Raw genomic sequence first — 13,759 nt, forward strand, 5'->3', positions numbered from 1 at the left:
ATTTCGATCAGTGTGTCTTAATCCCGAACTATGGAAATATTGTTTGCCAGCACGACCGCACTCCCGACGGGAGAGCGGGTGCGCGAACGTCAAGTCTTGTCAAAAAACATTGGGGAGAAACGTTCACAACATGCCATGGACATATGTAGCAAGTTAACGCTCTGGAATAACCCCCAGAAACCGCTCGATCGTCTGCGCAAACACAATGTCAGGCTTCACTTTTCGGATATATTCTTCCTCGAATTCGCTCATCCAGACGAAATGGAATTCGGCAAAATTTCGCGCGAACCACCAAGTCAATTCATGCGCAGCATCTCCCAGTGCAAAAAAAGAATTTGCGAACGCGACCACTTTTCTGGGGTATCTGGCATTCGAATTCCGAAAAACGCGTCTGTGACCTCGAATTCCTGACGAAGGGCTATACTGCTCAACAAGAGAGAGACCGATCTCAAACTCTTTTGCCTGGACGCGGTTTGGGGCCAATAGGAACTCTACTACTCCTGGAAATCTAGACCCAACGTCGCCGCGCAAAACGATAGGATCGTCCAATAAAATCTCAGGATGATTGGGGAAGCCCATGACGCGGAGCATTTCGATGAATGTCTTTTGACATCCAAAGAAATTAAGGTGGCAGTCAATTCTACGGAATAGTTCAGTCCGATCTGCGCTGCTTTCCATATAGTTTTGGAGAACGATGAAAGTTTTATCTAAATTTTTATTAGTAATAAATTCTGATAATTCGCGAACAAGTGGCATGGGAGGAGTAATAGATTTTGGAAAACTTTCTGGAACTATCGAGCTTTTTTCCGGTATGATGAATTGAAAAAACTTGGCACCGTGCATTTCGCTCGAGCGCCGACGTCGTTCAAATAATTCGATCCATTTTCTCGCACAGTCGACTGCCCATTCTTTCTCGGCAAAATACTGTTCATAAAGTCTATTAGATCCGCGGAAAATGAAAATATGTCCGTCACGACCCACTACCGATGACTCGTCTGAGGAGACCGAGCCGACCTCCATAGAGAATTTTGACTCGCTGTTTGGGCCATCTCGGAAAAGAAAGTCTTTTAAAACTATGTTATTAACGTTTATTGATGATATATGATGGCTTACAAAATGATTTAAATCTTTCGATCCAAAATAGCTTAGACCATTCCTGACAATAACACTGGCATATTGTTTCATAAATGGCTCAGATAGCGGGATTTGTTTTGCTTTTTCAAATTCAGATATATTTCTGCCAAAAAGTTTACATTGCAATTTACATGAGTTTTCTTGATATTTTGTCGCATCAAATACATCTATATATAGCTCTACATCATCAATTTCTTCGAGCATAAAAAGTGTTTTATAGGCAACTAATGAAACAGCGGTGTCGAGATCAAATTTGTCAAAACAAAAACGCTTGGTCATGGGGTCATTGTCCGCAGGTATCGAGGCAAAACAAGCATTTATAACTTTATGATCACGCACAATTACCATGATTGGACAACTTTTTGAAGACGTCGGCTGAACCCATCCCGCCGCACGTCTGGTTTCTTCATCATAGGAATCAAGAGCACCACAACTCTGAGATGGAGACGGTAGAGCCATTTGTGAATTTTCCGTTATTCACCCGTAAAAGGCGAGGAAAAAGCGGATCTTTCCGCGTCGTTTCAATGATCACCGCTTTCTCTGTGACTGATCTGCTAGGTTGCGTCAACTTGATAATATCGGTATAAAAATTTATCCAGAGGCGGACAGGTAGCCATGAAACTACCCAGCGGTAAGCTGCGTAAAGTTCTCTTTTTTGTCCTCGTATTTTTCGCAGTCCAAGCGATCACAGAGCAAAAAAGCAGTGCGCGTGACGCAGGAACCTCAAGTTTCGTCTCTGGCGTCAATTTGCCCAACCCTCAATGGAAGTCGGAGGAATTCCGCAAGGCGCTCCTTGACGAAGTCGCCGCCGCAAAAGTGAAGTTTCTACGCTATCCTTATCAAGCTTCTTCGGGGGAGGACTTTACTCCGATAATCGAGTTCACCATAGAGGCCTATCGGCGCGGGGCGCGCGCGTTGTTGATCGTTTTCCCTCAGTTCGGGCCGTCGACGAGAAAGCGCCCTGCTGTTCATCAAACCATAGCGCGTTGGGACGAATTTCCGCTTTCGGAAGCTGACGAGGGGAAATTCCGCACGCACGTAGCAGACCTTTTTGCGAAATTCGACGCGGCCGGCGTCAAGCTCGCCGGGGTGGAATTCGACAACGAACTGAATTGGGCGCAATTCAACGGCGACTTCAACGTTCCGAGCGACGGGAAGACGCTGACGCTCAAAGACTTAAAGGAAGATCCGGAAGGGCAGGCCGTCGCGCAAGGATATGACAAATATATCGCGCTGCTTCGCATCCTGTACGACGAGCGTAATCATGCGAGTCTGAACCATGACACGCCGATCGTGTTGGGCGGACTTGCTCAGACTACGAGTGAGTGGCCGAGTCCAAAAGAACATGCGGACGCGGTTTCAATCAGCGCAACGCTGGATTATTTACGCGAGCGTGGTCTCGATTCGCTGGTCGACTTTTACGGCGTCCACTCCTATGCGGGAGTTTCAGGCGACGTGCGAGGCGCAATGGCGCAGTTTAAGGATGCGTTCTCTCAATGTTACAGCCTAAGCCAGCCCGGCCACAAGCCGTGCTGGCTAACCGAATGGGGCCTCTACGCCCATGGGCTGGTTTGTCCTGTAGACGATCGCGAACGCGCGGCGACGGCTCGAGAGCTGATGTCGCAACTCGCTGTTTTCATCCGAACCGGCGCATTGAACGCGCAATTTTATTACGATTGGCGCGACCCGGAGACCTATTACGGCATCTATCTTTGCGGCGCCTTGACCGAAACCGGCAAGGCAATCCTTCGCGATCCGCGCTTTGATTCCCTGTCAGAAACGTCTAGAGAAAAATTTTGACCATTCTGAGTTGAAGCGATAGGCCGCTACATACACTCAGGCGGTTCCGACGGAGCGATGGTGGATTACAATTCGGATTATTTCAGGACCTTCGCTGAGCGCCTGATTTCCTTTGATTATATCGACGCGACTCGCGAGCCGGAGAGGCTCGCCGCGTTAGATGGATTTTGCGCTCCCGCCTTTCTGGATCGGCTCAAAGGCGGATATTTCGCGTTTCTCGACGAAACGCTGGCGGAGATTGAGCGGCGCGCGCCCATCGAGCATCTCGCGTCGCTTTCGCCGCGAAATCGTGACGTCGCCCATACTCTGCTGACGCGTGAAAAGCTTTTGTTGGATCCGTTTTCGGGGCAGTGGCGCGTGACGACGCGTTGCATAGGCCGCGAGGCCTATTGGTTCGAAAGCGCGTCCGGCGAAGGCTGTATCGTCGCCCAATATGGCTTCACCTTTTCGCCGACCGGCGACACGACCTATATTTTTCCCGACCGGGGAGTCGCCGTCTTTTTTGGCGAGTTCGTCGCGCGGAGCGACGTCGCTCGGGAGGCTGGGGAATTGGCGCGCAACCTTGCCGCCTGGCCGGCGCGCGCCGCCGAGCTCGTCGCGAACCGGGAGCCCGCCGTCTACGTCGCATGCGCGGAAATGAAGGCGCCGCATTTCGGCCATTATGTCTGGAATGCGCTCTCCGCGTGGGGCGCGATCCTTCCCCCCTTCGAAAGCCGGATCGATTGCTTCATCGGCTGGCGGGAGAACAATTACTTTGCGCCCGTGACGGAAATTTTTCCCGGGCTTGGGGCGGAGCGCATCGGCATCGTGCGAACCGACGCCGAATTTCTGAACCTACTCCAGAAGAGCGGCGCGCTCGCCTGCTTCCCGAAGGACGACCACATCACCGAAGATCTGGCGCGCGCGGTTGTCGAATGGGCCTTCCGCAGCTGCCCGCCGGAACGGCTCGCCGCCTTGCGCGCATTGAAGGCGCAAAGCCAGCCGCTTTGCCTCTTCTCGATACGCCTGGGCAATCGAATCTGGCTCGAACAGCGTGAAGGGTTCGTCAGTCTCGCCCGCGCGCTGCGTGAGAGATTCCCGAAGGTCGGCTTTCTGATCGACGGATTGAGCGCCGGCAAAACGATGGGGTGGACCCATTCGCTCATGTCGGTCGACGAGGAGGTCACGCTCGCTCGCGCGCTCGTCGAGGACATTTCCCAATTCGCTCCCTGCCTGAGCCTCGTCGGGGAGACGATGGAGGAAAGCGTCGTCGGTGTCGATTTATGCGATTTTTTCGTCGCGCCCGCGGGTTCAGGACTCGCCAAGTCCAAATGGATATCTAATAAACCCGGCGTGGTCGTCTCGAACCGTTCCGTCCTTGATCGCTCGGACCCGGATGGATGGGCGGTTCGGGTCTTCGAGGAGAAGCGTGATCAGATAATTCCCTCGGTCTTTCTGGACAAAGACGACGTCGTAGACGTCGCATGTTCCGACCGCCCCGAAAAAGTGCACAACAGCTTTCACTTGGACTGGCGCATTATTCTTTCGGCGATAGAGCGCCATGAAACAGAGTTGTGTCCCCGCGCACTGTGCTCCTGATGCGCCTTGGCGTATCGATCGCAACTCTCACCCAGCCGCCATCCTCGCCCTTGCCCGCAGCTTCTCCGTCTCGCTCTTCAACTGCCCGCACGCCGCCAGAATGTCCCTTCCGCGCGGGGTGCGGACGGGGCTGGCGTAGCCGGCGTTGAAGACAATGTCGGAGAAGCGTTCGATCGTGTCCCAGTCGGAGCATTCATAGGGCGCGCCGGGCCAGGGGTTGAAGGGGATGAGGTTGATCTTGGCGGGGACGCCTTTCAGCAGGCGCACCAGTTCGCGCGCCTCCGCGGGCGAATCGTTCACGCCTTTCAGCATCACATATTCGAAGGTGATGCGGCGGGCGTTGCTGGCGCCGGGATAGTCGCGGCAGGCCTGCAGCAGCTCCTTGATCGGATATTTTCTGTTGAGCGGCACCAGCTCGTTGCGCAACTCGTCGCGCGCGGCGTGCAGCGAGATGGCGAGCGCCGGTCCGCATTCCGCGCCGAGGCGCTCGATCTGCGGCACGACGCCGGAGGTCGAGACGGTGATGCGGCGCTTGCTGAGGGAGAGCCCGTCGCCATCGGCCATGATCTCGATCGCGGCCATGACGTTTTCGATATTATAAAGCGGCTCGCCCATGCCCATGAAGACGATGTTGGACACGGCGCGCACGCCTTCGCCCGCAGGCACGAGCCCGTCGGTCGGGCGCTCGCGCTCGGGGAAGTCGCCGAGCCGCTGGCGCGCGACGAGCAACTGTCCAACGATCTCGGCGGTGGTGAGATTGCGCACCAGCTTCTGCGTGCCCGTATGGCAGAAGCTGCAATTCAGCGTGCAGCCCACCTGTGAGGAAACGCAGAGCGTGCCGCGGTCGCTCTCGGGGATGTAGACGCATTCGACCTCCGCGCCCTTGTCGAGCGCGTCGACCGGGGCGAGGCGCAGCAGCCATTTCCGCGTGCCGTCGACCGAGACCTGCTCCTCGACGATCTCTGGCAGGCGCAACTCGAAGGCGTCGGCGAGCGTCGCGCGCAGCGTCTTGGAAATGTTCAGCATCTCGGAGAAATCGCGCGCGCCGCGGAAATAGACCCAATGCCAGAGCTGCGAGACCCTCATGCGGATCTCGCGTTCGGGCAGGCCGAGCGCGCGCAACGCGTCGGCCATTTCGGCGCGGGTCATCCCCGCGAGCGAAAGAGCGGCGGCGCCGGCGGCCGGAGGCGTGGAGGTCAGCAGGGCGGTCATGGAAATCCCGGATTCAAGTCATTTATATCATGTCGCGATCGGATTCCAGCGCCCGAGGGCGAGCATGAAGGCGACAGTCGGCAGAATAGCGTCGGTCACGGCGTCCATTGCGATTTTTCTGGGCTTGACGATTTTCGCCGGCGGCGGGCCGGCATTGTTTTTCGCAAATCCGGCGCGGACGGCGCTCGTGGTCGTCACAGTCGGCCTGGGGATAGCGTCTCTCTTCGTCGGGGGCAATCTCAGCCCTGGTCTGCGCGAAGATCGCAGCAATCGCTGGGTGATCGCGGTTTTCGCGGTTCTCTCCCTCGCCGGGGCCTGTGCGCCGGCCTGGGCGGACCGGGTCGGGCTTTGGCCCATCGACGGCGACGCCGGCCGCTGGTTGGGCGTCGCGCTGTTCGCGGCGGGCGGCGCGCTCCGCCTCTGGCCCGTAGCCGTTCTCGGCCACAGATTCAGCGGACTCGTCGCGATCCAGCCCGACCATCGGCTCGAGACCGCCGGGGTTTACGGGGTTATCCGTCATCCAAGCTATGCCGGCCTGCTCGTCAGCGTTCTGGGCTGGGGCCTCGCTTTCAACTCGATAGTGGGCGTTTTGATCGGGCTGCTCAACATCGCGCCCCTCGTCGCCCGAATCCGAGCGGAGGAGAGGCTTCTGCTCGATCATTTCGGGCAGGAATACGCCGCCTATCGCGCCAGGACCTGGCGGTTGATCCCGCTGCTCTATTAGGACAGGGTGGCGCAAATTCTCTTCGAGGCGTCGTTCTGGACGGACCACACCTCGGCGTAGCCGGGAGAGCCGCGCTGACGGGCGCCAAGATTCTCATCGCGACCTTCGGGTCTTTGGGCGATCTTCATCCCTTCGTCGCGCTCGCGCATGCGCTGGCGCGTGAGGGCTTTGCGCCTGTCATCGCCACCAGCGCGGCCTATTCGGACTATATTCTGGCGGAAGGCCTCGCCTTCGCGCCGATCCGTCCGGACGCCGACGACCTCATGGCGCGTCTCGGCATGGAGATGGGCGAGATCGCACGGCGGATGGCGGAGGACGACAAGTTCCTCTTCGACACGCTGATTTTCCCGCATCTGCGCGAGAGCTTCGACGATTTGCAGGAAGCGAGCGCCGGCGCCGTCGCCATCGTCTCGCACAGCCTCGCTTTCTCGGCGCGCCTCGTCGCGGAGGCGCGGGGCCTGCCGCTCGCGACCGTGCTGCTCTCGCCGATGATGCTCTATTCGGCCTATGATCCGCCCCTGGGCTCGCGCGTCCCGCTGCGCCGCGCGCCGGTCGGCTCGGTCGAGATCGCCTATAACCGCTTTGTGCTCTGGTCTCTCTCCCACGCCATCGCGCTATGGGCCGAGCCCTTGCGCCGGCTGCGCCGCGAACTCGGCCTAAAGCCGCGCTACGGATTGGATCTGCTGCTCGGCGTGAAGAGCAGCGACGCCGTCATCGGCCTTTTCAGTCCGGCGCTGGCGCCGCCCCAGCCTGACCACGGTTCGCGCACCTTGATCGCGGGACACACTTTCCACGACCGCTATCTCGGCGGGGCGGCGCTGCCGCCGAATCTCGAAGCCTTCCTCGATCAAGGCGCGCCGCCGATCGTCTTCACGCTCGGCAGTTTCGTGGCCCGGGCGAGGCGGGACTTCTACAGGGACTGCGTGACCGCCGCGCGCCGGCTTGGACGGCGCGCGGCGCTGCTCGCCCATGAGGACGACGTGCCGGCGCTTCTTTCGCAGCAACGGCAGGATGTCTGCGTCGCGCCCTATGCGCCGCACTCCGCCGTTTTTCCACGGGCCAGCGCAGTCGTCCATCATGGCGGCGTCGGCACGACGGGGCAGGCGCTGCGCGCGGGGCGGCCGCAATTGGTCGCGCCCTTTCTGGGCGATCAGTTCGACAATGCGGAGCGCGTCAAACGCCTCGGCGTCGCCCGCGTGCTGGACGGCAAGACCGCAACGCCCGACGCAATGGTTCGGGCGCTGGAAGGTCTGGACGAGGCCCACGAGATCCGGGCCGCGCAGCTTTCCGAACGCATCCGCCGAGAGGACGGCGCCGCGGTCGCCGCCCTGCGCATCGCGGCGCTCGTCGCGCAGAATGAATTACGCCGGAAGGAGGCGGCGACCTTATGAAGCGGAGACTGATCCTCGCCGCCGCAGCGGTCATTATTTCCCAGGCGGCCGCCGCGGAGACGCTGCGCCTCGCGCCGGGCGAGCGCGCGCGTTTCACGCTGAAGGAGAATCCGTCGACGGGTTACGTCTGGCGGATCGACGCGGCGGCGAGCGCCGGGCTCGACCGTGTGGCGATCGCCGACGCCGGCCATAAAAGAGGAGCCAGTATGCCCGGCGCGCCGGGCGAGCATCGCTGGATCATATGCGGGGCGCACGCTGGCAGGGCCGTGATCGCCTTTGCGCATCAACGCCCTTGGGAGCCCGCCCCCGCCGAGACGCGGCGGCTGGAGGTTCTTGTCGCCCCGCGCTGATTGCTCGCGAGTCGGCCATCGCTTAAGTTGTCGTCCGCCGGATTTTTCACGAGGGCCTCCGATGAAGGGCGTTGTTTTCGCCACTGCAATAGCGGTTTTGTCTTTCGCCTCGGCCAACGCCAAAACCGTCTGGAGCGTCGAGCGCGTCCCGATGATCGAGGCTCGGCCGTCGGAGCCCGAGTCCGACGCCGACCTGCGCGCCATCTGTTTCGACGGACATGTCGCCGTCCGCATCGGCGGCGCGATCGGCGTGGGGAAGGGAAATGGCGAACCCGTTTCGGTGAAGATCGAGGGGGACGGAAAGTCCGCCAAAGTGCAGGGCGTTTCCAAAACGACCCCCGACGTCGAGATGACCGGCGGCACCGAGCTCGTGACGGACTTGCCGCTGGACTCTCCGGCCGCTGAAATCCTGTTCAGCGGCAAGGTCGTGAAAATCGTTACGCCCGACCAGAAGACGCATACGCTGTTCGACGCGGACTCGTCGGGCGCGGCGAAAAAGTTCCTCAAGCAGTGCAAAGGCTGAGAGGGGGCTCTCAGCCGTCGGAGTCGCGCCGCCCGGCCTTCATCGCATCCTCCAGGCGCATCGTCGCCGAGCCGGGCTTGGCGGGCTTTTGCTGGCTCTCATGCGGCGCCCAGCCGGAGATCCAGATGAGTTCGAAGCTCGCGCGGACGCGGCCGTCCGGGTCGGAGAATCGCTCGGCGTAGATCTGCGCGGCGCGGGCGAGGACGTCGCGGCGCAGGGGCCGGGTAGAGCGCTTCGCCAGCGCGTTTGCGGCGCCCATGGCGCGCAGATCGGCCATCAGCCCCAGGAGCGAATCGTAACGCAGGGTGAAGCTGTCCACGTCGGAGACGGGCAGGGCGAATCCCGCGCGTTGCAGCAGCCCGCCCATGTCCCGCACATCGATGAAAGGCGAGACGCGCGGACTGGCGCCGCCGGTGATTTCCTCCTCGGCCTGCGCCAGCGCCATGCGCAGCTCGACGAGGCTCGCGCCGCCCGGAAGGCAGGCCAGAAACAATCCGTCGGGCGCGAGGATGCGGCGCAGCTGGGCGAAGACGCCCGGCAGGTCGTTCACCCATTGCAGCGCCATGCCCGAGACGACGAGATCGAATGATCCGGGCGCGAAGGGCAGGGCTTCCTCGTCGGCGACCACGGCGCCCCCGAAACGGCTCGCGCGCAGCGGCGCGGGACGGCCGCTTGCGACGATCGCCTGCGCGAAATGCGCGCCGGGCGCCCCGAGATCAAGTGAACGCGGGAAGTCGCGTTTAACGGTTAGAAGCCGGTCCAGAAGGTCGTCCGCCGCCCGCGCCAGAAGGAAATCCGGCGCGTCCTTGGCCAGCGCGCGACGCAGCCGCTCATGGAGCAGTTGCCGGTCGAAAATTTGCGGCGGTGAAGATTGTTTTTCCATCGCCTTCGTCTATCGCGCAGGGGCGCGGCGACGGCAAGCGGCAAGGGGCCGGGACTTTGGGAAAGGGAGCGCCAGATAGGGACGGGCGAGCCGGGAGCGAAGGGTGTTGCCTACGCGCAACATACGGAAATGCTTAACCTTAAGCCCTAACCGCAAGACGCGGAACGCTTAGACAAGATCATGGCGAAAGCTAGAATGCTCGCATTGTAAGCGTCCGCGTCCCGCGTCCGTTAAAAGGTGGATCCCATGCGTAGCTCGTCCTACCGGCTCAAGGGCCTTCTCTTCGCCGCCGTCGCGGCGCTCGGCTTCGCCGTCCTTCCGCAGGCCGCCTCGGCCCGCGACACCGTCGCCTTCTCTCCCAATGTCGAGCCCGGCACGATCGTCATCAGCGCCAGCCAGCGCAGGCTCTTCTATGTCGTGAGCCCCGGCGTCGCCATCCGCTATCCCGTCGCCGTTCCGAAGCGCGGCAAGGAATGGTCGGGCTACGCCGCCGTCGACGGCAAATATTTCCAGCCCGACTGGTCGCCGCCGGCCGTCGTCCGCGCCGATCACCCGGAGCTCCCGCATTTCATTCGCGGCGGCTCGGCCCGCAACCCGATGGGGCTCGCGGCGCTGACGCTCGATCGCGGCGAGGTCGCCATCCACGGCACCAGCGCGAGAATGCGCGCCTCCGTCGGCACGGCCGCTTCCTATGGCTGCATCCGCATGCTCAACGAGGACGTCGCCGATCTCTATTCGCGCGTCGACGTGGGCACGCCGGTCATGATGGAGCCCTGATCCGCCATTAGCGATCCAAAGGCGGGCGCCGAGGCGAGAGCCCGGCGCCCGTATTTTTTTGCGGTTTTGCGGGCGCCTAAAAAGTAAAGGCCGACTTCTCCAAAGCTTTTTGCCGGCGTTCCGTCGTCTAGCTGTGGAATGACGGCGAGGGCCCATGGACGCCGCAAGACGAATCCCGCAGTCTACCGCGCAGGTTGACGCGCGCTTCGCGCTTGAACCGTCACGCGTTTCTCGACAGGTGGAGTATAGTGGCCGTAGCGGATGATTCGACCGCGCGAACGCAACGCTCGAAGGAGGCGCCTGTTACCGAAGGCTCGTGATGCGTCGCCCTATGTTTTTGTAAGTCGCCGCGTCCTGCTGACACTCCGATGAAGGTTGGCTCATGCTGATCGCTACAGAAAAAGAAACAGAACGGGCAGAACATCCGGTGGATGTCGTGGAGCAACTGGCCGCCACGAATGATTGGTCCTTCGATCGCGAGGACGAAGACGAAATTTCGATTTCCGTCGCCGGCGCCTGGACCGAATATCACGTCGCCTTCACTTGGCTGCCGCAACTCGAAACGCTTCACATAAGTTGCGCCTTCGACCTCAAGGCCCCCGAACGCCGCCGCGGCGAAGTCATGGCGCTCGTCAACGCCATCAATGAGCAGATGTGGATCGGCCATTTCGATTTCTGGCCGCAGGAGGGCGTCGCCATGCACCGCCACGGGCTGATGCTGTGCGGCGGAGCGCAACCTTCGCCGACGCAATGCGCCGCGCTGCTCGAAAACGCGCTCTCGTCCTGCGAGCGATACTATCAGGCGTTCCAATTCGTGCTTTGGGCGGGCAAATCCGCCAGGGAAGCGCTCGACACCGCCAATTTCGAGACGAAGGGCGAGGCGTGAGCGCCTCCCTGAAGGACGCCTCGGTCGCGCTGATCGGGGCCGGGAATATGGGCCTCGCAATGCTCGAAGGCTGGGCGGCGCAGGGCCTTTCCGCCGACCGCGCAGCGATTGTCGAGCCGAACCCGTCCGACCGTCTGCTGGCGCTTTGCGCCGCGCATGGCTTCTCTCTTTCGGCGCAACCCGGCCTCTATGACGCCGTGGTTCTCGCCATCAAGCCGCAAATGCTGGAGGCCGGCGCCGAAGCGGCCGCGCCTTTCGTCGGACCGGGCTCGGTCGTCGTCTCGATCCTCGCCGGCAAGCGCATCGCCGACATAGCGGCGCGCCTTCCCGCCGTGACGTCCATCGTGCGCGCCATGCCCAACACGCCGGCCGCCATCGGCAGGGGCATGACGGGCGCCTTCGCCAGCGAGGCGACGAGCGAGAGCCAGCGGGCGCTCGCCCATGCGCTGCTCGCCGCCGCCGGACAGGTCGAATGGGTCGAGAGCGAGGCCCTGATTGACGCGGTGACGGCCCTCTCCGGATCGGGCCCGGCCTATGTTTTCTATCTCGTCGAGGCGCTCGTCGCCGCCGGCGTCGAGGCGGGGCTCGCGCCGGAACTGGCTGGCAGGCTAGCGCGCGCGACGATCGAGGGGGCCGGGGAGCTGTTGCACCGCCAGCCTGACCTCTCCGCCGAGACCTTGCGCCAGCGCGTGACCTCTCCCGGCGGCACCACAGCCGCCGCTCTCTCCGTCCTGATGGCGGAGGACGGATTGGCGCCCCTGATGACGAAGGCCGTCGCCGCCGCGAAGAAGCGGGCGGGCGAACTTTCGGGCTGAATTCCTCGGTTCAGCTTTGCCGTCTTGCCTTGCCCCCACGAGGCGCGGCAATAGATTATCTCCAAAGACAATCAGATCGGAGACGAAGATGAGCGCTCGCAACAGGGTGATCGACGCCGCCCTGAGCCTCGCGGCCCGCCGCGACTTCGGCGACGTCAGCCTCACCGACATCGCTCATGAGGCGGAAATCTCGCTGGCGGATCTGCGCGACCTCTTCCCCTCGAAGGGCGCGATCATCGGCGGATTCAACCGCAAGGTCGATCGCGACGTGCTGGACGCCGTCTCGACGCAGGATTCGCACGACCCCGCGCGCGACCGCCTGTACGAGGTGCTCCGCAAGCGCCTCGAAACGCTGGAGCCCTATCGCGACGCGCTTTCGAGCGTCGCCCGCTGGGCGGCGCGCGACCCGCTGACCGCCACAGCGCTCAATCGCGAGACTGTCAACTCCATGCGCTTCATGCTGGAGGCGGCGGACATCGATTGCGACGGACCCGTCGGCTCGCTGAAGCTGCAGGGGCTCGCGCTGGCCTGGGGCAGGGTGCTCGACGCCTGGTTCCAGGACGGCTTCAGCTTCGCGCTGGAGACCTTGGATCGGGAGATCGCGCGCGGCGAGCGCTATGTCGAGCATGTCGAGGATTTCGCCCGCATCACGCGGCCCTTCACCGACATGGCGAACAGGCTGTTCGAGATCGGCGGCTTCAAGCGGCGGCATTCGACGATTGACGACGATTACCCGCATCCAAGCGCGTAATCGGTCGCCGTCGGCGAATTGCGCGCCCCAAAGCCTGTCACGGTTCTGGGGCGTTACTATTTGTGCGGCCGCAGGCTTGTATTGACATTGTCTGGCGCGCCGCATTATTTGGGATGAATGATAACGCCTCGAACCACGCGCTCGGAGAAACTTGATCTCCGCCTTACGGGCGAAGCGAAGCAAATGCTGCAGGAGGCGGCTGCGGTCGCGCAAAAAACCGTAAGCGAGTTTGTCCTGGAATCCGCATTGAGCGAAGCCAGGGAGCGGTTGTCCGATCGGCGTGTTTTTATCCTCGACGAGGAACGGTGGGTTGCTCTGCGGGCCGCTCTGGATGCGCCTCCCCGCCGCCAGCCGCGTCTTGAAAAGCTTTTCAGCGAACCGTCTTTCTTTGATCCGAACCGTGAATAAGTCGTCGAGTGTCGAAAAACTTCACAGAAAGCACGCGGTCGAAGAGTTTACCTGCGGGCGGCCCGAGCTCGATCGATTTCTGATCCGCCATGCGCTGCAAGCGCAGCGCATGGATTCATCGCGGACTTATTTAGGACTGAGCGGCGAGGCCGTTATTGGCTATCACACAATCGTCGTTGGGCAGGCGGTGCATGCGGACGCTCCGGAACGCGTCTCGAAAGGGATGCCGCGCCATCCAATTCCACTACTGATTCTCGCGCGGCTTGCGGTGCATATCGATTGGCGGGGGCGCGGCGTCGGCGCCGGCTTGCTGCTCGACGCCATGGGGCGCACCTTGCAGGTCGCGGAAATCGCGGGCGTCCACGCGCTTGCCGTGCACGCAAAGGACGAAGCGGCAGCGGCCTTCTATGCGCATTTTGGCTTTATCCCCTCGCCCACAGACGCGCGCCACCTCTTAATGCCGATAAAGGATATCCGAGCCGCGGCCGGAGAGAAATAAGCGACGCAAGCGCTTGGAGCGAAAACGC

Annotated in this window: 15 protein-coding genes; 12 read left to right on the forward strand and 3 right to left on the reverse strand. The window is 61.5% G+C overall.

All coding sequences use genetic code 11. The features are described 5' to 3' along the window. Nucleotides 1-153 precede the first annotated feature (153 nt). Nucleotides 154-1,593, reverse strand: coding sequence for an alginate O-acetyltransferase AlgX-related protein (locus MMG94_RS03655; protein ID WP_154420049.1), 1,440 nt, complete (start codon nucleotides 1,591-1,593; stop codon nucleotides 154-156). A gap of 156 nt (nucleotides 1,594-1,749) precedes the next feature. Here MMG94_RS03655 and MMG94_RS03660 point away from each other — a divergent pair, with 156 nt between their 5' ends. Further along, nucleotides 1,750-2,934 carry a hypothetical protein gene (locus MMG94_RS03660; protein ID WP_154420047.1) on the forward strand — a complete coding sequence of 395 codons (1,185 nt, stop codon included), beginning with the start codon at nucleotides 1,750-1,752 and terminating at the stop codon, nucleotides 2,932-2,934. Between the two features lie 57 nt (nucleotides 2,935-2,991). Then, nucleotides 2,992-4,512, forward strand: coding sequence for a hypothetical protein (locus tag MMG94_RS03665; RefSeq protein ID WP_016918679.1), 1,521 nt, complete (start codon nucleotides 2,992-2,994; stop codon nucleotides 4,510-4,512). Between the two features lie 27 nt (nucleotides 4,513-4,539). Here the strand turns inward: MMG94_RS03665 and rlmN are convergent, their stop codons facing one another. Next, the gene (rlmN, locus tag MMG94_RS03670; protein ID WP_016918678.1) at nucleotides 4,540-5,724 is read right to left on the reverse strand and encodes a dual-specificity RNA methyltransferase RlmN; all 1,185 of its coding nucleotides are present in this window, start codon (nucleotides 5,722-5,724) and stop codon (nucleotides 4,540-4,542) included. Nucleotides 5,725-5,788: 64 nt separating this feature from the next. On the opposite strand from rlmN, the gene MMG94_RS03675 reads away from it, so the two are divergent. From MMG94_RS03675 to MMG94_RS03690, 4 genes are all read left to right on the forward strand, one after another. Further along, nucleotides 5,789-6,448, forward strand: coding sequence for a methyltransferase family protein (locus MMG94_RS03675; protein ID WP_026016063.1), 660 nt, complete (start codon nucleotides 5,789-5,791; stop codon nucleotides 6,446-6,448). Nucleotides 6,449-6,561: 113 nt separating this feature from the next. Continuing rightward, nucleotides 6,562-7,839: a glycosyltransferase gene (locus tag MMG94_RS03680; protein WP_016918675.1), complete on the forward strand. Its 1,278-nt coding sequence runs from the start codon at nucleotides 6,562-6,564 to the stop codon at nucleotides 7,837-7,839. Continuing rightward, the gene (locus MMG94_RS03685) at nucleotides 7,836-8,189 is read left to right on the forward strand and encodes a protease inhibitor I42 family protein (protein ID WP_016918674.1); all 354 of its coding nucleotides are present in this window, start codon (nucleotides 7,836-7,838) and stop codon (nucleotides 8,187-8,189) included. Before MMG94_RS03680 ends, MMG94_RS03685 begins: the two co-directional genes overlap by 4 nt. Before the next feature lie 61 nt (nucleotides 8,190-8,250). Next, nucleotides 8,251-8,712: a hypothetical protein gene (locus tag MMG94_RS03690; RefSeq protein ID WP_016918673.1), complete on the forward strand. Its 462-nt coding sequence runs from the start codon at nucleotides 8,251-8,253 to the stop codon at nucleotides 8,710-8,712. 10 nt (nucleotides 8,713-8,722) lie between these two features. Here the strand turns inward: MMG94_RS03690 and MMG94_RS03695 are convergent, their stop codons facing one another. Further along, nucleotides 8,723-9,595 carry a methyltransferase domain-containing protein gene (locus tag MMG94_RS03695; RefSeq protein WP_016918672.1) on the reverse strand — a complete coding sequence of 291 codons (873 nt, stop codon included), beginning with the start codon at nucleotides 9,593-9,595 and terminating at the stop codon, nucleotides 8,723-8,725. Nucleotides 9,596-9,841: 246 nt separating this feature from the next. Here MMG94_RS03695 and MMG94_RS03700 point away from each other — a divergent pair, with 246 nt between their 5' ends. The 6 genes from MMG94_RS03700 (at nucleotide 9,842) to MMG94_RS03725 (ending at nucleotide 13,731) form a co-directional block, all read left to right on the forward strand. Next, nucleotides 9,842-10,372: a L,D-transpeptidase gene (locus MMG94_RS03700; protein ID WP_016918671.1), complete on the forward strand. Its 531-nt coding sequence runs from the start codon at nucleotides 9,842-9,844 to the stop codon at nucleotides 10,370-10,372. A 382-nt stretch (nucleotides 10,373-10,754) separates the two neighbouring features. Then, nucleotides 10,755-11,258, forward strand: a complete 504-nt coding sequence (locus MMG94_RS03705) for a type III secretion system chaperone family protein (protein WP_016918670.1) — start codon at nucleotides 10,755-10,757, stop codon at nucleotides 11,256-11,258. Then, nucleotides 11,255-12,073 carry a pyrroline-5-carboxylate reductase gene (gene proC, locus MMG94_RS03710; RefSeq protein ID WP_016918669.1) on the forward strand — a complete coding sequence of 273 codons (819 nt, stop codon included), beginning with the start codon at nucleotides 11,255-11,257 and terminating at the stop codon, nucleotides 12,071-12,073. Before MMG94_RS03705 ends, proC begins: the two co-directional genes overlap by 4 nt. An 88-nt stretch (nucleotides 12,074-12,161) precedes the next feature. Continuing rightward, a complete protein-coding gene (locus MMG94_RS03715) occupies nucleotides 12,162-12,824 on the forward strand; it encodes a TetR family transcriptional regulator (protein ID WP_040578936.1) in 663 nt (220 codons plus the stop codon). A gap of 117 nt (nucleotides 12,825-12,941) precedes the next feature. Further along, the gene (locus MMG94_RS03720; protein ID WP_016918667.1) at nucleotides 12,942-13,232 is read left to right on the forward strand and encodes a type II toxin-antitoxin system TacA family antitoxin; all 291 of its coding nucleotides are present in this window, start codon (nucleotides 12,942-12,944) and stop codon (nucleotides 13,230-13,232) included. After that, on the forward strand, nucleotides 13,225-13,731 hold the full coding sequence (locus tag MMG94_RS03725) for a GNAT family N-acetyltransferase (protein WP_016918666.1): 507 nt from the start codon (nucleotides 13,225-13,227) through the stop codon (nucleotides 13,729-13,731). Before MMG94_RS03720 ends, MMG94_RS03725 begins: the two co-directional genes overlap by 8 nt. The last annotated feature ends 28 nt before the right edge of the window (nucleotides 13,732-13,759 follow it).

The sequence above is a fragment of the Methylocystis parvus OBBP genome (genome assembly GCF_027571405.1).
Taxonomy (GTDB): Bacteria; Pseudomonadota; Alphaproteobacteria; order Rhizobiales; family Beijerinckiaceae; genus Methylocystis; species Methylocystis parva.